18 protein-coding genes are annotated in these 21,018 nt (G+C 69.0%); 10 read left to right on the top strand and 8 right to left on the bottom strand.

Going from position 1 to position 21,018, the window contains the following annotated elements:
* The first annotated feature begins 6 nt into the window (after positions 1-6).
* The 3 genes from ACZ1DY_RS36340 (at position 7) to ACZ1DY_RS36330 (ending at position 2,799) form a co-directional block, all read left to right on the top strand.
* A complete protein-coding gene (locus ACZ1DY_RS36340) occupies positions 7-759 on the top strand; it encodes an SDR family NAD(P)-dependent oxidoreductase (RefSeq protein WP_465482385.1) in 753 nt (250 codons plus the stop codon).
* 72 nt (positions 760-831) lie between these two features.
* Entirely contained in the window at positions 832-1,314 is a 483-nt protein-coding gene (locus tag ACZ1DY_RS36335) for a DUF3761 domain-containing protein (protein ID WP_257484496.1), read from the top strand.
* Between the two features lie 57 nt (positions 1,315-1,371).
* Positions 1,372-2,799: an MFS transporter gene (locus ACZ1DY_RS36330; protein WP_465482384.1), complete on the top strand. Its 1,428-nt coding sequence runs from the start codon at positions 1,372-1,374 to the stop codon at positions 2,797-2,799.
* 47 nt (positions 2,800-2,846) lie between these two features.
* On the opposite strand, the gene ACZ1DY_RS36325 is transcribed toward ACZ1DY_RS36330, so the two are convergent.
* Positions 2,847-4,400: an acetolactate synthase large subunit gene (locus ACZ1DY_RS36325; protein ID WP_465482383.1), complete on the bottom strand. Its 1,554-nt coding sequence runs from the start codon at positions 4,398-4,400 to the stop codon at positions 2,847-2,849.
* A 12-nt stretch (positions 4,401-4,412) separates the two neighbouring features.
* Positions 4,413-5,795, bottom strand: coding sequence for an FAD-binding oxidoreductase (locus ACZ1DY_RS36320; RefSeq protein WP_465485753.1), 1,383 nt, complete (start codon positions 5,793-5,795; stop codon positions 4,413-4,415).
* 181 nt (positions 5,796-5,976) lie between these two features.
* Here ACZ1DY_RS36320 and ACZ1DY_RS36315 point away from each other — a divergent pair, with 181 nt between their 5' ends.
* On the top strand, positions 5,977-6,771 hold the full coding sequence (locus tag ACZ1DY_RS36315; RefSeq protein WP_465482382.1) for a Calx-beta domain-containing protein: 795 nt from the start codon (positions 5,977-5,979) through the stop codon (positions 6,769-6,771).
* On the opposite strand, the gene ACZ1DY_RS36310 is transcribed toward ACZ1DY_RS36315, so the two are convergent.
* Positions 6,755-9,742, bottom strand: coding sequence for an AfsR/SARP family transcriptional regulator (locus ACZ1DY_RS36310; protein ID WP_465482381.1), 2,988 nt, complete (start codon positions 9,740-9,742; stop codon positions 6,755-6,757). The two genes, ACZ1DY_RS36315 and ACZ1DY_RS36310, sit on opposite strands and share 17 nt — an antisense overlap.
* 149 nt (positions 9,743-9,891) lie before the next feature.
* Here ACZ1DY_RS36310 and ACZ1DY_RS36305 point away from each other — a divergent pair, with 149 nt between their 5' ends.
* Positions 9,892-10,878, top strand: coding sequence for a hypothetical protein (locus ACZ1DY_RS36305; protein ID WP_465482380.1), 987 nt, complete (start codon positions 9,892-9,894; stop codon positions 10,876-10,878).
* A gap of 61 nt (positions 10,879-10,939) precedes the next feature.
* Here ACZ1DY_RS36305 and ACZ1DY_RS36300 read toward each other — a convergent pair whose 3' ends face one another.
* Together ACZ1DY_RS36300 and ACZ1DY_RS36295 are read right to left on the bottom strand one after the other, a co-directional pair.
* Positions 10,940-11,437: a DUF3830 family protein gene (locus ACZ1DY_RS36300; protein WP_007033814.1), complete on the bottom strand. Its 498-nt coding sequence runs from the start codon at positions 11,435-11,437 to the stop codon at positions 10,940-10,942.
* Positions 11,437-12,687, bottom strand: coding sequence for an aspartate aminotransferase family protein (locus tag ACZ1DY_RS36295; RefSeq protein ID WP_465482379.1), 1,251 nt, complete (start codon positions 12,685-12,687; stop codon positions 11,437-11,439). Before ACZ1DY_RS36295 ends, ACZ1DY_RS36300 begins: the two co-directional genes overlap by 1 nt.
* A gap of 88 nt (positions 12,688-12,775) precedes the next feature.
* Between ACZ1DY_RS36295 and ACZ1DY_RS36290 the strand changes: the two genes are divergently transcribed.
* The 3 genes from ACZ1DY_RS36290 (at position 12,776) to ACZ1DY_RS36280 (ending at position 16,278) form a co-directional block, all read left to right on the top strand.
* Entirely contained in the window at positions 12,776-14,239 is a 1,464-nt protein-coding gene (locus tag ACZ1DY_RS36290) for an NAD-dependent succinate-semialdehyde dehydrogenase (RefSeq protein WP_465482378.1), read from the top strand.
* Positions 14,236-15,309 (top strand): tartrate dehydrogenase, encoded by a 1,074-nt coding sequence (locus ACZ1DY_RS36285; protein ID WP_465482377.1) that lies wholly within the window; start codon positions 14,236-14,238, stop codon positions 15,307-15,309. The genes ACZ1DY_RS36290 and ACZ1DY_RS36285 overlap by 4 nt, the downstream gene beginning before the upstream one ends.
* Before the next feature lie 492 nt (positions 15,310-15,801).
* Positions 15,802-16,278, top strand: a complete 477-nt coding sequence (locus ACZ1DY_RS36280) for a DUF4262 domain-containing protein (RefSeq protein ID WP_126735678.1) — start codon at positions 15,802-15,804, stop codon at positions 16,276-16,278.
* A gap of 4 nt (positions 16,279-16,282) precedes the next feature.
* Here ACZ1DY_RS36280 and ACZ1DY_RS36275 read toward each other — a convergent pair whose 3' ends face one another.
* Genes ACZ1DY_RS36275 through ACZ1DY_RS36265 form a run of 3 tightly spaced genes read right to left on the bottom strand, consistent with a single transcriptional unit; the run spans position 16,283 to position 18,534 of the window.
* Positions 16,283-16,975: a GntR family transcriptional regulator gene (locus tag ACZ1DY_RS36275; RefSeq protein WP_192743318.1), complete on the bottom strand. Its 693-nt coding sequence runs from the start codon at positions 16,973-16,975 to the stop codon at positions 16,283-16,285.
* A gap of 3 nt (positions 16,976-16,978) precedes the next feature.
* A complete protein-coding gene (locus ACZ1DY_RS36270; RefSeq protein WP_465482376.1) occupies positions 16,979-17,749 on the bottom strand; it encodes a maleate cis-trans isomerase family protein in 771 nt (256 codons plus the stop codon).
* Positions 17,750-17,793: 44 nt separating this feature from the next.
* Positions 17,794-18,534 carry a maleate cis-trans isomerase family protein gene (locus ACZ1DY_RS36265; protein WP_126735675.1) on the bottom strand — a complete coding sequence of 247 codons (741 nt, stop codon included), beginning with the start codon at positions 18,532-18,534 and terminating at the stop codon, positions 17,794-17,796.
* A gap of 98 nt (positions 18,535-18,632) precedes the next feature.
* Here ACZ1DY_RS36265 and ACZ1DY_RS36260 point away from each other — a divergent pair, with 98 nt between their 5' ends.
* A complete protein-coding gene (locus tag ACZ1DY_RS36260; protein WP_465482375.1) occupies positions 18,633-19,622 on the top strand; it encodes a D-2-hydroxyacid dehydrogenase in 990 nt (329 codons plus the stop codon).
* A gap of 7 nt (positions 19,623-19,629) precedes the next feature.
* Positions 19,630-21,006 (top strand): amidase, encoded by a 1,377-nt coding sequence (locus ACZ1DY_RS36255; RefSeq protein WP_126735673.1) that lies wholly within the window; start codon positions 19,630-19,632, stop codon positions 21,004-21,006.
* Positions 21,007-21,018: the final 12 nt, after the last annotated feature.

Here is a 21,018-nt window from a genome sequence, read left to right as displayed (position 1 = left end):
GAAGCGATGTTGCTCGAAGGCAGGAACGCGATCATCTACGGGGCAGCCGGCGGAATCGGCGGCGCGGTGGCCCGCGGGTTCGCCAGGGAGGGTGCGACAGTGCATCTCACCGGTCGCACCTTGAGGAAACTCGACGCGCTGGCCGACGAAATCCGGGCCGCGGGCGGGAAGGCCGAAACAGCCGAATTCGACGCGCTCGACGAAACCGCCATCGACGAGCATGCCGCTTCGGTGGCTTCCTCGGCGGGCAGCGTCGACATCTCGATGAACGTGATCACGCACAACGACGTCCAGGGCATCCCGCTGGTCGAGATGTCGTTGGAGGACCTCGAAAGCCCGGTCCGGACGGCGGTGCGGACGAACTTCCTCACCGCGCGGGCCGCTGCCCGGCACATGATCGGGCAGCGGGCCGGAGTGATCCTGATGTTCGGCGGCGACGGTGATCCGCTGCCCGGGTACCACCTCGGCGGGTTGCAGGTCGCGTTCAGCGCGATGGAGGCGTTGCGGCGCGGGCTGGCGTGCGAACTCGGGCCGCAGGGCATCCGGGTCGTGACCCTTCGCACCGGCGGGATCCCGGAGACGATTCCGGCGGGCGCCGGCCTCGACGACGCCATTCGTGACATGGTCGACGCGACGATGCTCAGGCGGACGGCGTCGCTCGAAGACGTCGCCCGGGTGGCCGCCTTCGCCGCGTCGGACCATGCGCGCAGCATGACGGCGACGGCGTTGAACATCAGTTGCGGCGCGATGGTCGACTAGGCGCCGGTCTCGCCGTAACAACGGCGGACGATCTCCCGACTACGCGGCACTACCGGTGCTGGGGAGGTCGTTATGCCGAAGAGGACGACGAAGCTGGGCATGGCACTGGCGATCGGGCTTCTGGTCGCCGGAGGCTGCGGTGTGGAGACCGTGCCCACCGGGCGGGTCACACCGCAAAGCAGCCCGGCGCCAACGGTGTCGACAGTGCCGGCGTCGTCCAGCACTGGGGCGCCGCCTACGAACACGGCCACTCCTACTCTGGCACCTCAGCGGTTCGTGCCGACGACCACGGCCGCGGTCGAGGTGCCGAAGCAGGTCGAGCCCAAACCGGCGAAAACACCTCCGAAGACCACACAGACCGCGAAGGCGCCGAACCCGGCGGAGTGTGGAAGCGACTACTACCGCAACACCGACGGTGTCTGTGTCCACCGGCCGTCGGCCGGAGCCGGCGCGGCCGACGGAGCGACCGCCCTCTGCGAGGACGGTTCCTATAGCTACAGCCAGAATCGCCGCGGTACCTGTTCCGGCCATGGTGGGGTTCGCACCTGGCTGTGATCCCGTCGGTCAACCGTTCACTGGGAAGGGTGGTGCTGTGTAAGGTCGGATCATGGGATGCGCATGGTGAAACCGGTCGGACGGGCACCTTCGCCCCGGATCTTCGTCGTCGTGCTCGCCACCTGCGGTCTGGTGGCCTCGTTCATGCAGACGCTCGTCGTGCCGCTCATCCCGGCGTTTCCCAGGCTGCTCGACGCGACCCCGTCGGACGCGTCGTGGGTGGTGACGGCGACCCTGATCGCCGGAGCCGTGGTGATGCCGGTGAGCGGCAGGCTCGGCGACCTCTACGGCAAACGCCGGTTGCTGCTGATCAGCCTCGGCTTCCTGGTCGCCGGTTCGGTGGTGTCCGCGCTGACCAGTTCGCTCGCGCTGATGGTCCTCGGGCGAGGGCTGCAAGGTTGCGCGATGGGCGCGATCCCGCTGGGCATCAGCATCATGCGCGACGAACTCGCGCCGGAACGGGTCGGCGCCGCGATCTCGGTGATGAGTTCGACGCTCGGCGTCGGTGGCGCCATCGGGCTCCCGGTGTCCGCGCTGGTCGCGCAGAACGCCGACTGGCACGTCCTGTTCTGGGCTTCGGCGGGGCTCGGGCTCGTCTGCGGCCTGCTGATCCTCTTCGTGGTGCCGGAGTCGCCGGTGAAGACGCCGGCACCGTTCGACTACCTCGGCGCGCTGGGGCTGACGGCCGGGCTGGTTTGCCTGCTGTTGCCGATCGTCAAGGGCGGCGAATGGGGCTGGGGAAGCGGCCGCACCCTCGTCTTCGCGGGGAGCGCGGTGGTGATCCTGCTGGTCTGGGGCGCCTACCAGCTGCGGCGGCGTGATCCGCTCGTGGACCTGCGGGTCTCCGCACGGCGGCCGGTGCTGTTCACCAACCTCGCGTCGATCATGATCGGGTTCGCGCTGTACTCGATGGCGTTGTCGTTCCCGCAGTTGCTGCAGGCACCCGCGTCGACCGGCTACGGCCTCGGCCTGACCATGGTGCAGGCCGGGCTCTGCCTCGCGCCGAACGGCCTGGTCATGTTCATGCTGTCGCCGGTTTCGGCTCGGCTCATCGAGCGCTACGGACCGCGTACGACGCTGATGGTCGGCGCGACCACCATCGCGGCCGGATACGCCTTCGCGACCGTGTTGATGGACAACGCCTTCGAGCTGATCACGGCGTCGATCATCATCGGTGGCGGTGTCGGCATCGCCTATGCGGCCATGCCGGCGCTGATCATGGGTTCGGTCCCGGTCACCGAAACCGCGTCCGCGAACGGGTTGAACTCGCTGATGCGCTCCGTCGGCACGTCGACGTCCAGTGCGGTGATGGCGTCCATGCTCGCGTCGCTGGCGATCACCGTCGGCGGGGTTTCCGTCCCGTCCGCGACGGGGTTCCGGCTGAGCTTCCTGGTCGCCGCCGGTGCGGCGCTCCTGGGACTCGTCCTGACCGTTTTCGTGCCGAAACAACGCCAGCCCGAATCAGTGGTCGCCTCGGTCCGCTAGCGCCCCGCGTGCGATGAAGGGACTCATCGCACGCAGGGACGCTCCGCTCAGAAGAGCGTCGGGACGATCGCGTCGATCAGGTGCGGGCCCGGTTCGGCGAGCGCGCGCTGGAACTGCTCGGCCAGCTCTTCCGCGGTCGTGGCCCGGGACGCCGGGACGCCCATGCCTTCGGCGATCTTGACGAAGTCCATGTCGGGCCGGGAAAGGTCGAGCAGCTCGTTCGCCTTCGGGCCGTTGGCGTCCGCGCCGACCCGCTGCAACTCCAGCCGCAGGATCGCGTACGCGCGGTTGTTCAGCAGGACGGTGGTGACGTTGAGGTTCTCCCGCGCCTGCGTCCACAGCGCCGAAATCGTGTACAGCGCGCTGCCGTCGGACTGCAGGTTGATCACCGGCCGGTCCGGCGCGGCGACGGCGGCCCCGGTCGCGACGGGCATGCCGTAGCCGATCGCACCGCCGGTCAAGGTCAGCACGTCGTGCCGCGGCGCGCCCGCGGTCGCGGCGGGCAGCAGCAGACCGGAGGTGTTCGCCTCGTCCGCGATGATCGCGCGCTCCGGCAGCAGCGCGCCGATCACGTCGACCCAGTTCTGCGGAGTCAACGGCCCGGAGGGCAGCGCGGGCCGGGAGGCCTCCTGCAACACCGGCTCCGTCTCGGCGGCGACCAGCTCGGCGACGTCGTTCAGCGCTCGCGGCACGTCTTGCGCGACTTCGGCCAGCACATGGACCTGTGCGCCTTCGGGGACCAGGTTGCTCGCCTTGCCGGGGTAGGCGAAGAACGAAACGGGCGCCTTCGTGCCGGCGACGATCACGTGCTTGATCCCGTCGAGCTGGTACGCGACCTGCTCGGCGAGGTAGCCCAGCCGTTCGATCGTCGGCAGGCCTTCGCCGCGTTCGAGCCGGGCGGGGAAGGTCTCGACGAACGCCTTCACGCCGGTCGCGGCCGCGATCCGGCTGGTCGCGCGCAACCCGGCCTCACGGCAGCCGCTGCCGCCGACAAGCAATGCGACCGGTTCACCGGAGGACAGCACCTCGGCGATGTTCTTCACCGTCGTCGCGTCGACGACCTGCGGGATCCGCGGCGGGATGGGCGCGCAGGTCTCGCCGCCCTCACCCCAGGACGCGTCGGCGGGGAGGATCAGCGTCGCCACCTGGCCGGGGGCGTCCTGGGAGGCCGCGACCGCCGCGGCGGCGTCGGCACCGACGTCCTTCGTGTGCTCGGACCGGCGGACCCAGCCTTCGAGCGAACCGGCGACGGCCTCGATATCCGATTCGAGCGGGGCGTCGTACTGCTTGTGGTAGGTCGCGTGGTCGCCGATCACGTTGACGATCGGGGTATGCGCGCGGCGCGCGTTGTGCAGGTTCGCCAGCCCGTTGCCGAGACCGGGGCCGAGGTGCAGCAGCGTGGCCGCCGGCTTGTCGGCGATCCGCGCGTAGCCGTCCGCGGCACCGGTGACGACGCCTTCGAAGAGGCCGAGCACACCGCGCATCTCGGGCACGGAGTCGAGGGCGGCCACGAAGTGCATCTCCGAGGTGCCCGGATTCGAAAAGCACACGTCGACACCGCTGTCGACGAGCGTGCGGATCAGGGACTGCGCGCCGTTCATCTCACTCACTTTTCAAGCCCTCTCAGCGAACAGAACGCCGGGGTTGAGGATCCCGGCCGGGTCGAAGCTCTCCTTGATCCGGCGCATCAGCGCGATCTTCGCCGGGTCCTCCAGTTCGAGGAAGTAGCCGGATTTGGCCCGGCCGAGGCCGTGCTCGCCGGAGATCGCGCCGCCGAGTTCCATGCCGAGCGCGAAGATGTCGGTCAGCAACTGCTTCCGCTTCTCCGGGTCCTTGCAGAAGATGGCCAGGTGGACGTTGCCGTCGCCGGCGTGCCCGCAGCCGAGCGCGCCCGACTCGCGCGACAACGCCATTTCCCTGGCCTTGCGCAGGAACTCGGGCATGGCGGACCGCGGGACGACCACGTCGATGACGTCGTCCGCGCCGGCCGCCTTGGCCGTCCAGAAGGCCTTCTCGCGTGCCTCGATCAGCTTGCGCGCCGACGGGCCTTCGAGCACGTACACGTCCATCGCACCGACGTCACCCAGCAGGCCGCCGAGTTCTTCGACGTCGGCGTGCAGCCGGTCGCTGTCGCGATTTTCCAGTGCCACCACCAGATACGCCTGCGCCTTGTCGCGGATCGCGTCGGGGACGCCGAGGCTGAGCTTCTCGTTGTAGCTGATCGCGGCGAGCGTCAGATTGTCGATGTACTCGAGGATATGCGGCGCGAGCCCGCTGGCGACGATCTTCGGGACGACCGTCATCACCTCGTCGAAGGTCTCGAATGGGGCGAACACCGTGGCGCCGTGCGGGAGGCGCGGGTACAGCTTCACGATGACCTCGGTCGCGAGCGCGAGGGTGCCTTCGGAGCCGATGATCAGCTGGGTCAGGTCGTACCCGGTCGACACCTTCGACGTCTTGCCGCCGGTACGGATGATCTCGCCGGTCGGCAGCACGGCCTGCAGGCCCACGACGTTGTGCCGCGTGACGCCGTACTTGACCGCGCGCATACCGCCCGCGTTCGTCCCGACGTTGCCGCCGACGCTCGCGCTCAGCTCGCCGGGGTAGACGGTGTAGCCGAGTCCGGCTTCCGTGGTCTTTTCGTCCAATTCGGACAGTGTGACGCCGGGCTGGACGACGGCCACATGGTTCTCGGTGTCGATCTCCAGTACCGCGTTCATTCGCTCGAAAGAGATCACCAGGCCGTCCTCGCGTGGCCTCGCGCCACCCGAAAGCCCCGTGCCCGACCCTCTCGCGGTGACCGGTACGCCGTGTTCGCTCGCGGCCTTGAGCAGCTCCGCGACCTCTTCGGCGCTTCCCGGTTTCGCCAGGTGGGCGGGCCGCTGCGCGGTGGTGGTCAAAGCCTCGTCGTGCGCGTAGTCCTCGGGGATCGCCTCGCCCGAGAGCAAGTTCGTGTCCCCGACGATCTCGGCGAACCGTGCCGCAACATCGCCCATCGACTGCCCTTCCTCACGCCTCTTCGCCTGGTTACCGAAGCGTAGTACGTCGTGGGCGACGATGGCCATGAATCCTTTTCATGTTTGGTTGCCACAACCTCGTGACAACCTCGCTCGGTTACCCATGTCGCAGCGGGCCGGGCGGCCCGCCGGAAGGGGTGGACGCTCGATGGGATCCAGGATGAGACGGATCGCGGCGCTGGGGGCGGCGCTGGCGATCACGTTCGGGCTCGCCGTACCGGCGGCCGAAGGCGGGCAAGCGGCCTGCACGGCGCCCGTGGCGAACGTCAGCGGAGTCAGCCAGGCCGAGGGGACGAGCGCCGGGTACACCACCCTTGTCTTCACCGTTTCACTCACCGACGGCGGCTGCGCGCCACAGGGCACGGTCGAATACCGGACGATCGAAGGCAACGGCTCGCCGGTCGATCCGGCGTTCGTCGCGAAGGAGAGCATCGACTACTTGCCGCGTGCGGGCACACTGACCTGGTCCGGAAGGACGGACGCGCAGACGGTCGCGGTCAAGGTCCGCGCCGATTCCCTGGTGGAGAACGACGAAATGTTCTCCCTGCAGCTGTACGGCGGGAAAGGGGTGCGGATCGGGCACAGCGTCGGTGTCGCCTGGGTGGCCGACGACGACAAGGTCAAGACCGCGCCACTGGCCACCACCCAGGAAGGCGAGATCTGCTGGTCGATCCCACCGAACTTCGCGCTGGGCGCCACCACCTGCAGGGTACCGCTCGTGCTTTCCCGGCCGTGGCTCTCCGGGCCGCTCACGATCCGCTACCGCACCGAGGGCTCCGCCCACGAGCCGGTGAAGGACGGTGTCGTCACCTTCCAACGCGGTGAGACCAGGGGATACGCCGAAATCACGATCGTGCCCGGGCAAACGGGGAAGGCGCGGGTCGAGTTCTTCGAGCCGTCGCAGGGCAGGCTCGTGTACGCGACCTCGACCGTGGTGATCAGCCCCGCCGGGTGACGAGGTCGGCGTCGGCCGTCGCGTTCGCCCGCCGGTACAGCTCGATCGCTCGAGCCCAGTGGGCGGCCGCGGCGGCCGTGTCACCGCACCGCGCTTCCAGATCGCCGAGGTCGCGATGCAGGTGAGCCTCCTCGTACGGATCCGGGACACCCGCCCGGACCGCGACGCCGCGTTCGAGGTTCTCCCGCGCCGCGGCCAGATCGCCGAGCCCCAGGTGGGCGCGGCCGAGCCGGTCGAGCGCGGCCGCCTCGCTGTGCCGGTTCCCTACGTCGCGGCTGATCAGCAGCGCCTGGTCGAAATCGGCCCGCGCGGCCCGGAAGTCCCGGCGGGCGAGGTGGACCTGGCCGGCGTGCAGCAGTGACTCCCACTCCTGCCACCGGTCCCCGATCGCCCTGGACGCGGCCAGCGCCTTGCCGAGATGGTCCAGCGCGACGTCGTGATCGCCGAGCTCCTCGTAGGCCTCGCCGAGCGTGTCCAGAGTGGCCGCTTCCAGCCGGGCGTTGCCGAGTTCGCGGAACGTCTCCAGCGCTGCCGTCAGCGGGCTGAGGCCGTCCATCGGCTGGCCGCGGCGGATGTAGGCGTGGCCGAGGTTGCGCTGGGACAGGGCACGGCCGAGCCGGTTGCCCGCCGAGGTGCACCGCTCCACCGCGAGCCGGTACGCGGTGATCGCCTCGTCGAACCGGCGCAGCGCGGCGTAGGCGTTCGCGGTGTTGTTGTAGATGTGCCCTTCGCCTTCCAGGTCGCCCGCCGCGCGGGCGGCCTTCAACGCGCGGGCGTTGGTTTCGAGCGCGTCCGTCAGCCTGCGGGTCATGAAGTAGGCCGCGCCCAGCGCACGCAGCATTTCCGCCTCCGCCAGCGGATCCTCGAGTTCGGCGGCCGCCGCGGCCCCCTCGCGGCAAAGTCCGATCCGCTCGTTCCAGCCGCCCATGGTGTCGTAGAAACTGGTGAGCAGGTAGGTGAGCTGCCAGGCGGCGGTGTTGCGGCCGTGTTCGCGCGCGAACCGCACCACCGGAAGCAGATTCGCGCGCTCGGCACCGAGGAACGCCAGCGCCGCACGCCTTTCCGCCGGGAACGGCCGCTCGGGTGCCGGGTGGCGCAACGCCGGGGTGACCAGATCGCGGTTCGGGTCGATGATCCGGTTCGCTTCGGCGGCGACGTGCAGGTACCAGTCGATCAGCCGCCCCGCTGCCTCCGCGCGGCCCGGCGTCGTTTCGTCGGCGTGGGCGCACGCGACGGCGAATTCCCGGATCAGATCGTGGAGGCGATAACGGTCCGGGCCCGCCGGGGTGATCAGGTGCGCCGCGGCCAGCTCGGCGGCCGCGGCCCGGCCGGCTTCGGCGGGCACCCCGCACAGCGCGCTGCCGAGGGACGAACTGAACGACGTCCCCGGGATCAGCCCGGAAAGCCGGAACAGCCGGGCCGGAGCCTGGTCCAGCGGCAGGTAGGCGCTCGCGAGGACTGTTTTGACCGTTCGTGAATCTCCTTGTACCGCAAGCGTTTCCAGCCGCCCGGCCCCGGTGAGCTCCTCGGTGAGCTCCGCGATCGGACGGCCCGGCTCACCGGTCAGGCGGGCGGCGGCGATCCGCAGCGCCAGAGGCATCCCGTCGCACAGCCTGGCCAGGCGCGCGGCGTGGTCGGCTTCGCGCGAGACCCGGTCGGCGCCCAGGACCCGGGTGAGCAGCGTCATCGATTCCGGGTCGGCCAGCGCGTCGAGGGCGAACACGCGGACGGCGTGCCTGCTGCCGAGCGCGGCGAGGGTCTGTCTGCTGGTGACGATCAGCATCGTCTCGGTCGTGCCGGGGACGAGCGGAAGGATCTGGTCGACCCCGCCCGCGTTGTCGGCGACGATCACGCAACGCTTCCCGTGCAGCAAGGAGCGGTAGAGCGCCGCGCGTTCGGCCGTCGCGTCGGGCAGCCGATCGTCGGGAAGACCGAGCCCGCGCGCAAGATGGGCGAGGGCCTCGCCCGGCGAGACCGCTTCCGCCGGATCGTGCCCGGCGAGGTCGAGGAAGAGCTGCCCGTCGGGGAAGCGTTCCGCGATGCGATGCGCCCACTGCACGGCCAGCGCCGATTTACCCATCCCCGCCGCCCCGGAGATGACCACGACCGGCGGCTCGGCTTCGTCGAGGAGACCGTCGAGCGAAGCGAGCTCCTGCTGCCGCCCGGTGAAGTGCCCGACGCGGGCGGGGAGTTGCGCGGGTGCGGTGCCCCGTGCGGGTGCGTCGAGTTCGGGCGCCCGTCGCAGGATCGACGCGTGCAGTTCGACCAGTTCCGGGCCGGGATCGACGCCGAACTCGTCGGCCAGACACCGGCGCACGGCCTGAAAGGTCTCCAGTGCCTCGGTATGCCTCCCGCAGCGGTGCAGGGCGAGCATGTGCAGCGCGGCGAGCCGTTCGCGGTAGGGCTGCTCGGCCCGGAGCCGCGGAAGCTCCCGGAGGACCTCCTCGTGATCGCCGAGCCTGAGCTCCGCGTCCCAAAGTTCTTCCCAGGCGGACAGCCGTAGTTCCTGGAGCCGTTCGACCTCGCGCAGCCCCCAACCGTCGAGTTCGGCGTCCGCGAAGGCTCCGCCGCGCCAGAGCCGTAACGCCTCGCGCAACGCCTCCACCGCCTGGGCCGGATTACTCCGCTTGGCGGCACGAAGTTCCTCTTCGAACCGGAGGGCGTCGACAGAGGACGGTGCCACCGTCAGGACGTACCCGGGCTTGCGGGTGAGCAGGACCGGCGCGAAACCGCAGTCCTCCAAGGCCTGCCGGATCCGGGCGACATGACTGTGCAGGGTCTTCACCGCGGTGCGCGGCGGATCTTCACCCCAGAGCACGTCGACCAGACGGGGGATCGGGACGACCGAGCCCGCGTGCAGGGCGAGAACGCCGAGCACGGCTCGCTGGCGGGCGCCGTGCAGCTCCGCCCGCCCGGTGGGGCCGATCGCTTCGACCGGGCCCAGCACCCGTAGTTCCCCTGGCCCGGGCACCCCGCTCCCTCCGGCATGTGACCTCGGTGAGCGTATCCGGGCGAAGACCCACCCAAATCGGCCGATTAGGGCACACGATCTCGACAACCCCGCCACAACCGGCCTGGCCGACGGTCGACGGGTCGAATGTTTCGCGCAAGGAGGGGAACATGATCAGCAGGAATCCTCGGCGCCGCCGGACGCTGCTCGCGTCGGCCGTCTTGGCCGCCGCGACGCTGTTCGCTGGTATCGCACCCGCGGTACAGGCCGCGCCGGAAGCCCGGGCCGACGTCTTCATCCGGGACAACACGTCCGACGTCGGGTTCGAACCCTCGGCCGGTTCGCTCTACTCCAGTCCGGACATCCGGGTGTGCTTCACGCCAGGGACACTGTGCGCCAGCGACGACCCGGTCGTGCAGGGGACCACCGCCTACATCCACGTCACCCTGAACAATCCCGGCCCGTACGGCGACGCGCTCGAGAAGGGCACGTTGCAGGTCTACTACACCAAACAAGGCACCGTGGCCCAGTGGTCGAGCCAGTGGACCTACATCGGTTCGGCCACCAACGTGAGCGTGCCCTACGGGACCAAGCGGGTCGTCATCCCGTGGAAGGTGCCGCTCGGTTCGCACTTCTGCCTGCTGGCGCGGTGGCTTTCGCCGACCGACCTGCCGACCGAAGGCCTGAGCACGTCGGCGAACGCCCGGAACAACAACAACATCGCCTGGCACAACGTGAACGCCGTACCGTTCAAGATCAAGATCCCGGAGTTCCGGCCGATCGTGTTCGGCTGGGACGGTCCGGACCCCACGGCGGTCGGCGACATCGTCTTCACCCAGCCGGGCAGGCCGTTCACCGGTCCGGGACGGATCACCATCGACCTCGGCCCCGACCTGGCCGCGCGCTGGCGGGCGTCCGGCGCGAAGGGGGAGGGCGTCGAACGGGTCGGTGAGACCGAGTTGGCCATCGTGAACCCGCAGCGAGCCCGGATCAGCGGCCTGACCTTCAAATCGGGCGAACAGGTGGGCGCCAAGCTGAGCTTCACCGCCGGCGCCGAAGCGGCGGGTGGGCAGTACACCGTCCACGTGACCCAGGTCGACCAGCGCGGTGAAGAGGTCGGCGGCGTCGAATACCGGCTCGCCGAAGCGCGACAGTAAGCCAGGGTGGGGTGCCTGCCCGTGGGCGGTGAGGGTGGAAACCCGCACCGCCCACGGGTTTTCACGCGCGTGCGAACGAAAGCGTCTCGCCCTCGACACCTCGCAGCCAGAGATCCTGGGCGGCTTCGGCCATTTCCGCCAGTCCCTCTTCGATCGTCGCGAACACGTTGCCGGGCACCCAGCCCGCGTCGCCGTTGATCAGCAGGTTGTTGCGGCCGTAGAAGATCGCGAGGTCCGTCGCGCCCTGGTCGCTGTGCGCCTCACTGCCTTCGTCGTAGCCGTACGCCGGGTTGCCGATCTCCCATGCCTCGAACCCGAAGTACACGACATCCCCCGGAATCGGGGTCACCGTGGGGTTTTCGCGGCCCGGCTTCGGTTCGGCGAAGGGCGGCACGAGCGTGTAGACCTCGTTGCGCGCGTACTTCGCGTGGTAGGCCGAACCGCTCTGCGGCAACGCGTCCCAGACAGCGCGGCAGGTCCGCGGGGCTTCGGCGTCGAGCAGCCGGGCCCGGCAGGACACCCCGCGCTTGTCGAGCGTGATCGTGATGTAGCGGGCCATCACTCGACCCCCGCCACCACGTCGCCCCAGATGCGCAGCGCCTCGTCGACCTGCGCGGAGTCGACGATCAGCGGTGGCACCATCCGGACGACGTTCATGTACGCCCCGCAGGTCAGCAGCAGCAATCCGTTGGAGGACGCGGCTTTCTGGGCCGCCTGGGCCTTCGCGGTGTCCGGTTCGCCGTCCGGGGTGGTGAACTCGGAACCGACCAGCAGCCCCAGCCCGCGGACGTCGCCGATCGACGGTGATTTGTCCGCGATCACCCGCACGCCCTCCAGGAGCTGGCGTCCTCGTTCGGCGGCGTTCTCGACCAGGCCCTCCTGCTGGATCACCTCGAGCGTGGCGATCGCCGCCGCACAGGCCACCGCGTTGCCGCCGTAGGTCCCGCCCTGGGAACCGGGGAGAGCCTTCGCCATCAGCTCCTCCGACGCGGCGATACCCGAGATCGGGAACCCGCTCGCGAGCCCCTTCGCGATGAGCACGATGTCCGGGCGCACGCCGAAGTGCTCGTGTCCCCAGAACCGGCCCGTCCGGCCGAAGCCGGTCTGGATCTCGTCCATCACCAGCAGGATGCCGTGCTTGTCGGCGCGTTCCCGCAGCCCGGCCAGGAACTCGGTGTTCGCCGGGACGTACCCGCCCTCGCCGAGCACCGGCTCGATGAAGAACGCGGCCGTCTCGTTGGGCGCGCAGACCGTCGCGAAGAGGTAGTCGAGCTCGCGCAGCGCGAACTTCGTCGCCGTCTCCTCGTCCCAGCCGTAGTGGAACGCGTAGGGGAATGGCGCGACGTGCACGCCGGACATGAGCGGCGAGATCCCGGCGCTGAACCGGGTGCCCGACGTCGTCATCGTCGCCGCCGCGACGGTCCGGCCGTGGAACCCGCCCTGGAAGACGATGACGTTGGGCCGCTTCGTGGCCTGCCGTGACAACCGGAGCGCCGCCTCGACCGCCTCGCTGCCCGAGTTCGCGTAGAAGAGGGAATCGAGGCCTTCCGGGAGAACGCCGCCCAGCTTCTCGGTCAGCTCCAGCATCGGCATGTGCATGACCGTCGTGTACTGCCCGTGGACGAGTTTGCCGATCTGCTCCCGGGCCGCGCTCACCACGTGCGGGTGACAGTGACCGGTGCTGGTCACGCCGATACCGGCGGTGAAATCCAGGTGACGTTTGCCATCGGTGCCGTAGAGGTAAACCCCTTCACCGTGGTCGACCACGACCGGCGTTGCCTGCTTGAGCAGCGGTGATAGCTGGGCCATGGGCTGCGCTCCTAGGTCGGCTGAGCTGTTGTCGATTGTTGACAATATCCATAGCATGGCGTTCGGGACAACATGGAGGAGCGTTGGGATGAGCTCGATCAGTGAGGCCGGCGTGGTCACGTCGGTCGGCAAGGAACTGTTCATCGGCGGCAAGTGGGTACCCGCCACGGACGGGAAGACCTTCCCCGTTCTCGACCCCTCGACAGGTGAAGCCCTGTGCGAGGTGGCCGACGCGTCACCGGCGGACGGTGTCAGCGCACTCGACGCGGCCGTCGCCGCACAGGCCGACTGGGCGAACGTCGCCCCGCGCGAACGCGGCGAGATCCTGCGCCGCGCCTACGAGCTGCTGATCAAGCGCGCCGACGAACTCGCGCTGCTGATGACCCTCGAGATGGGCAAGCCACTCGCGGAGTCGAAGGGCGAGATCACCTACGCGGCCGAGTTCTTCCGCTGGTTCGCGGAGGAGGCCGTCCGGATCGACGGTGGTTACGCCGTGGCCCCCAACGGGTCGGGCCGGTTCCTCGTGACGAAGCAGCCCGTCGGCCCGTGTCTGCTGATCACGCCGTGGAACTTCCCCATGGCGATGGGCACCCGCAAGATCGGGCCCGCGGTCGCGGCAGGCTGCACGATGGTGATCAAACCCGCCGCTCAAACCCCCCTTTCGATGTTGGCCCTCGCGGCTATCCTCGCCGAAGCGGGACTCCCGGAAGGTGTGCTGAACGTGCTCACGACGTCGGACTCCGGCGGCGTGATGGAGCCGTTGATCCGCGACGGCCGCGCGCGGAAGCTGTCCTTCACCGGCTCGACCGGCGTCGGGCGGAAGCTGCTGGAACAGTGCGCGGACAAGGTGCTCCGGACCTCGATGGAACTCGGCGGCAACGCCCCCTTCCTCGTCTTCGAAGACGCCGACCTCGACGCGGCGATCGAGGGCGCGATGACCGCGAAGATGCGCAACATCGGCGAGGCCTGCACGGCCGCGAACCGCTTCTATGTCCAGCGAGGCATCGTCGACGAGTTCTCCCGGCGCCTCACCGAGCGTATGGAGGCCTTGCCGATGGGGCGCGGCACCGAGGAGGGTGTCGTCGTCGGCCCCCTCATCGACGAAGCCGCCGTCGAGAAGGTCAGCGGGCTGGTCGCCGACGCCACCGGGCGAGGGGCGCGCGTCCTCACTGGTGGATCCACAGTGGACGGTCCGGGAAACTTCTACCAGGCCACGGTCCTCACCGACGTGCCCAAGGATGCCAGGCTCGCTTCGGAAGAGATCTTCGGGCCGGTCGCCCCGATCACTCCGTTCGACAGCGAGGACGAGGCCATCGCGGCGGCCAATGACACCGAGTTCGGGCTCGTGTCCTATGTGTACACCTCCGATCTCACACGGGCACTGCGGGTCTCGGAACGGCTGGAAGCCGGCATGATCGGCCTCAACCAGGGACTGGTTTCGAACCCGGCGGCACCGTTCGGCGGGATCAAGCAGTCCGGGCTCGGCCGTGAGGGCGGCAGCGTCGGCATCGACGAGTTCCTGGAGACCAAGTACATCGCGGTGGCCCTGTGATTTCTCGAGCAGGGACCTCCTATCGGATCGCGAGCATTCCCGGCGACGGGATCGGCGTGGACGTGACGGCCGAGGCCCGCAAGGTCCTCGACCGCGCGGCGGCATCGCATGGTTTCTCCTTGTCCTGGACGGAGTTCGACTGGAGCTGTGAGCGGTACACCAAGACCGGGGCGATGATGCCCGCCGACGGGATCGAGCGGCTTTCCGCTTTCGACGGGATCTTTCTCGGCGCCGTCGGCTTTCCCGGCGTCCCGGACCATGTGTCGTTGTGGGGTCTCCTCATTCCGGTCCGGCGTGCGTTCAGCCAGTACGTCAACCTCCGGCCGGTCCGGCTGCTGCCGGGGACGACGTCGGCGCTGGCCGGCCGCGCCGCCGACGAACTGGAGATGGTGATCGTCCGCGAGAACTCCGAGGGCGAGTACTCGGAGCTCGGCGGCAGGCACAATCGTGGGCTGGGGAACGAGTTCGTCTTACAGGAATCCGTGTTCACGAGGGTCGGGGTCGAGCGGATCATCCGCTACGCCTTCGAACTGGCGAAGACGCGCACGGGACGGGTCTGTTCGGCGACCAAATCCAACGGGCTCATCCACTCGATGCCGTTCTGGGACGAGATCTTCGCGGAGATCTCCGCGGAGTACCCGGACGTGCACGCCGAGCAGTGCCATGTCGACGCGCTCGCCGCGCGGATGGTGCAGGCGCCGGACCGGCTCGACGTCGTGGTGGCTTCCAATCTGTTCGGCGACATCCTGAGCGACCTGGCGGCGGCCGTGACGGGCGGGCTCGGAATGGCACCTTCGGGCAACATCAACCCGACCGGTGAGCTTCCTTCCATGTTCGAGGCGGTGCACGGCAGCGCTCCCGACATCGCCGGACAGGGCATCGCGAATCCGGTGGCGCAGATCCTGGCTGGGGCGATGCTGCTCGACCATCTCGGGGAAACCGTTGCGGCACAAGCCGTACGTGCGGCGGTGGAAAAGGTTCTCGAGGAGGGGGCCGTGCAAACCCCCGACCTCGGCGGGAAGTCCACCACCGCCGAACTCGGGTCCGCGGTGGTCGCCGCTCTATCTTGAACCATCCGCATAGTGGCGTGTCAAGTCCCGGAAGTCATGAACGGTCCATTCATGACTGTTGAGTACAGGAAGGCCCCTTCTTTGCGTTAAGCGCAGGGAAGGGGCCTTCGCGTACTCAAGTTCGGGCGGAGCCGCCATTCGCTGACTGGAGCGGCAAGGCTCGACGGCCGTGTCGCGAAAGCCACTTTCGGGACATCAGGTGTCCTGAAAGTGGCTTTCGCGACACTGGACAGGTCCAGGAAGTGCCAGATTCACCTTGCGACGTTAGGCAGTGGCGTTTGGGTGTCGATCCCGTGGATCCATCGCGCAACCTGCGTCTTGACCTTCGAAATTTCTCAACCAAGGTGAAAATGTTGCCCTGAAAGGGAATCTCGGCGCGAAATCGAGCACGAAAGCCCGTTCGCCGACTGCGCGTCACCCCGGGTCGCGAGTTTTTGTCGGTGCCCCGGTGCACAGTGCCGGTCATCGGATTCGACGACTTGAGGAGCGCTGATGTGCTGGCATTGCGACAACCCCGGGAAGACCCGCGCCGACTACCTCGTCGAGGAGGTGCGGCCGCTGATCCGGAAGTACGGCTGGATGGTGCAGACGGTCGAGCGCGGCACGGTCCAACCGGGCTTCGCGTACACGGTCGGGCTCACCGACGCCGGGCTGCCGGAACTGGTCGTCACCGGCCTGAGGGAGCGAAGATCCGGCCAGCTGCTGAATTATTTCGCCCAGCAGGTGGTCCGGTCGGGGCCGCCGGAGGCGGGTGAGGTGCTGCCCGCCGCGGTGGGATGGCCGTCGTTCGAGGTCGTTTCGCTCAGTTCGCCGTCGGCCCACCTGCTCACCGCGGTTCTCCTGTACGGCGAAGAATTCCGTGCGCTGCAACTGGTCTACGAGGACGAGCACGGCAATTGGCCGTGGGACAGGGATTTCCGCGGCGGGACGGGTGGTCAGCCGGTGCTGGGGGTGCGAGGCCGTGGCTGAAGGCTCAAGGCACCGCGGGCGCTTCGCCTTCCCGCAGGCTGGTTCCCGGGGCCAGCCGCTGGACGGCGTCCTCCATATGGGCTTCCAGCAGCGACAGCGCGGTCTCCTCGTCGCCGGCGCGCAGGGCTTCGATGATCCTGGTGTGCTCGGTGACCCGTTCTTCGACCCGCTGATAGGTGCCCTGCAGCGCGGTGAGGCACATACGGGTCTCGATCAGCAGGGTCCTGGCCATGCGCACGAGCCGCTTGCTGCCGGAGGCGGCGATCAGCGCCTCGTGGAAACGGAGGTCCGCCCAGGAGAGCGCGGTCGGGTCGTCGTCGTCCGCGGCGGTGGCCATGGCACGCACGGCCTCTTCGAGTTCGGCGGCGACCCGCTCCCTGTCCCCGCGCAGCGCGCGCAGCATCGCGGCACGCTCGATGGCCGAGCGCGCCGAGTAGATGTCGTAGACGTCGCCGGGTTCGAGGTCGATCACGAACAGGCCGCGGTGGCGTTCGCTGCGCAGGAGGCCTTCGGAGACGAGGTGCTGCATCGCCTCGCGCAGCGGCCCCCGCGAAACCTGGAACCGGGAGGCCAGATCCGTTTCACCGAGCTGGGTGCCGGGAGGAAGAGCGCCGGTCATGATCGCGTCCCGCAACTGGCGCGCGATGATCCCGGCGGTCGACTCCCTGCTGACCGGCTCGATATCCGGCAAGGACATGGTTCAGTCGCCCCTTCTCCCGAACAACGCGCCCAGTGTGCGGACGAGCGGCGACTTCCCGGTGAGCCGCAACCCTTCCCAGACGGTGACCTGGTTGGCGGTCAGCACGGGCTTGCCGAGCCTGGTTTCGAGCGTGTTGATCTCGCCGAGCGTCCGCATGGCGGTGTCGGGGACGAGCAGCGCGTCGGCGTCCGGGTGGTCCCGGCTCACCGCGAGCTCGACGACCGCTTCCGGGCTGAGTTCGCCGACCTCGGCCGCGGTGTCGATGTCCGCGCTGCCCATCGAGACCACTTCGACCCCGCCCGCGCCGAGGAACTCGACGAACAGCCGGGCGACGTCGTCCGGGTAGCTGGCGGCGACCGCGACCCGCCGGACGCCGAGTGCCCGTGCGGCGTTGACAAAGGCGAAGGACGTGCTCGACGCCGGGACACCTGCGACCGCGGAGAGCCGGTCGGCCTGGTCGCGGGCGCCTTCCCAGCCGTAGACGAAGCTGCCGCTGGTGCACGCCCACACCACCGCGTCGGGTTCGTGTTTGGCCAGGAGCGCGGCGCCGTCGGCGAGCCGGCTTTCGCTGCCGAGGTCCAAGAGCTCGGGAACGGCGTGCAGATCGGTTCCGTAGATGTGCTCGACCGGCAGCTTGATCCCGGCCATGTCCCCGCCGAGGAGCTGTTCCGCGAGCGGGTAGTCGTCTTCGGCCGCGTGATCGGGGTAGATGAACCCGATGGTGGTCGTCTCGGACGGCGGCTCGGGTGGGGCGAACGGCGTGATGGGCACGGAACCTCCGGAGGGCAGATTGTCGACAATCGTAGGCGAAGAGGTCAGTCGACCTCCCGGAGCCACTTGCCGGGCCCGACGATCGGCAGGTTCATCCGCCGGAGGCAGGCCCACATGGTGAGCTGATTCGCGGTGAGGACCGGTTTGCCGAGCGCGCTTTCGAGTGGCTCGATCAGATCGTAGGTGGGGAGGTTGGTGCAGCTGACGAAGATGGCTTCGGCGTCGGCGTGGTCGGCCGCGAGGATGCGTTCGGCGATGGTCCGGTAGCTGACCTTCCAGATGCCGCCACCCAGGCCGAGATGGTCGCTCGAGACGGTGTCGACGCCGAGCTCGGCCAGGAAGTCGTGCAGCTTCCCGGTCAGGTCGCCGTCGTAGGGGGTGAGCACCGAGACCCGGTGGAGGTCGAGCTGATGCAGGACCTCCGCCAGCGCTCCGGACGTGGTGACGGCGTCCGTCGCGCCCGCGTCGCAGATCGCCTTGGTCAGCGAGCGTTCGTAGTCCACACCGTTGACGAAACTTCCGGAGGTGCACAGATAAGCGACGACTTCGGGCTCCACGTGGAGCACGTCCCGCGTGGCGGCGGCGAGATGCCTGCTGTCGCTGACGAGCTGGGCCATCTCCATGCTGACGGGCACGGGCTCGTACGGTGTCCGCGCCAGGTGGAGGGAGACCTCCATGGGCACCCAGCGCCACAGCTCGCGTTCCAGGGCCAGGTCGAAGGGGGCGATCACGCCGATACCGCGCTGCGCCAACGGGCCTTCGAACTCCAGTAAGTCGAAATCCAAGTCTCAGCCTCCGGAAACTTCTGCTGTCACAGTCCGGTGCTCCGGGGGTCGTTCCTCGGATTGTTGACAATCATACGAGCCACTTTTACGGTGTCAACGTGATCGCCTCGGAGACCCCTGTGCTGGCGGTGCTCTGCGGAGACACGCGCCCACCGGACATGCGCGCTATCGAAGACCGAGCGGTGGTTCGTTACACCGGTGAGGCCGGGTTGGCTGACGCGTTGTCCGGAGCCGACGCGTTCTTCGTCTACGACTTCCTTTCGACCGCCGTCCCGGGCGCCTGGCACGCGGCCGACAAGCTGCGCTGGCTGCACATCGCCAGTGCGGGCGTCGACCCCGTCCTCTTCCCGGGGCTGCAGGAGAGCGATGTCGTGCTCACCAACTCCCGAGGGGTCTTCGACGGGGCGATCGCCGAGTACGTCCTCGGAGTCGTCCTCGCGTTCGCCAAGGACTTCGTTCGTTCGTGGGATCTGCAGCGGCGAAAGCAGTGGAAGCACCGCGAGAGCGAGCGGATCTCCGGCCGCCGGGTCCTCGTGGTCGGCACCGGGCCGATCGGCCGGTCGATCGCGCGGCTGCTTCGGGCGGCCGGGATGTCGGTGGCGGGCGTCGGACGGCGTCCTCGTGAGGACGATCCCGACTTCGGCGATGTGTACGCGTCTTCGGACCTCGCGCGTCATCTTCCCGGGGCGGACTACGTCGTCGCGGTCGCGCCGTTGACCGAGCAGACGAAGGGCATGTTCGACGCCGAGGCCTTCGCCGCGATGAAACCCGGCGCGCGGTTCGTCAACGTCGGCCGCGGCGAACTGGTCGTCACCTCGGACCTGATCGGCGCATTGCGGGACGGGCCGCTCGGCGGCGCGGCGCTCGACGTCTTCGACACCGAGCCGCTGCCCTCCGAGAGTCCTTTGTGGACTATGGAGAACGTGCTGATCTCGCCGCATATGTCGGGCGACTTCGTCGGCTGGCGTAATACTCTGGTAGAGGTGTTCGCGGACAACTTCCGTCGCTGGCGCGCGGGGGAGCCGCTGCGCAACGTCGTGGACAAGCAGCTCGGGTACGTGCCGTCGGAGACGCTTCGCCAAGGTTAGGGGCCGGATGAACGACACCAAGTTGACCGCGAGCGAGCTCGTCGCCGCGTATGCCACCGGAGAGCTGTCGCCGGTCGAGGCCACCCAGAACGCCTTGCGCGCCATCGAAGAACGCGACGGCGAGACCAACGCCTTTTGCCTTGTCGACGCCGACGGCGCGCTCGAACAGGCGAAAGCGTCCGAGATCCGCTGGCGGGACGGCAATCCGATCGGCTGGCTCGACGGCGTTCCGGCCTCGATCAAGGACATGTTCCTGACCCAGGGCTGGCCGACGTTGCGCGGTTCGCGATGCATCGACCCGGACCAGCCATGGGACGTCGACAGCCCGGTCACCGCGCGGCTGCGTGAGAACGGCTTGGTGCTGCTGGGAAAGACCACGACACCGGAGCTGGCGTGGAAGGGCGTCACCGACAACACGCTGACCGGGATCACCCGCAACCCGATCGACCCGTCGACGACGGCGGGCGGTTCGAGCGGGGGCAGCGCCGCGGCCGTCGCGGCGGGGATGGGTGAACTCTCCGTCGGCACCGATGGCGGCGGCTCGATCCGGATCCCGGCTTCGTTCTGCGGAATCGTCGGGCTCAAACCGACACACGGCCGGATCCCGCTGTTCCCGGCGAGCCCGTTCGGCCCGCTCTCGCACGCCGGCCCGATGGCGCGTTCGGTCGATGACACCGCGCTGCTCCTCGACGTCCTCGCCCTGCCGGACCACCGTGACCCGGCCGCGCTCGCCCCGCCGGTCTCGACCTATCGCGAGGCCGTCCGGCGGGACGTGCGCGGGCTGATCGCCGCCTACTCGCCGACGCTCGGCTACGTCGACGTCGACCCGGAGGTCGCGGAGATCGTCAAGTCGGCGGTCCGGTCGCTGGGCGACGCGGGCCTGCACATCGAAGAGACCGATCCCGGTTTCACCGACCCGAAAGCGGCCTTCGACATCCTGTGGTCGACGGGGGCGGCCAAGTGGCTGGACACCTTCCCCGCCGGTTCGGAGACGAAGGTCGACCCCGGGCTGCGGAAGGTGTGGGAACTCGGCAAGACCTTCTCCGCGAGCGACTACCTCGGCGCCAACGCCGAGCGGGCTGCGCTGGGCATCCTGATGGGCGAGTTCCACACGCGCTACGACGTGCTGATCACGCCGACCCTCCCGATCACCGCCTTCGAGGCCGGGCACGAGGTGCCGCCGGGCAGCGGGCTGAGCGGCTGGCCGGACTGGACGCCGTTCACCTACCCGTTCAACATGACCCAGCAGCCCGCCATCAGCGTGCCGGCCGGCCGCACCTCGCGGGGCCTCCCGGTCGGCCTGCAGATCGTCGGACCGCGGCACTCCGACGACCTGGTCCTCGCGGTCGCGAAGCTCCTCGAGGAGGTCCGTCCCTGGCCGTGACCTGCGGAAAGG

The organism is Amycolatopsis sp. PSD-21 (genome assembly GCF_055561455.1).
Note: the sequence above shows the minus strand (reverse complement) of the source record. Positions and strands in the feature narration are given on the sequence as shown.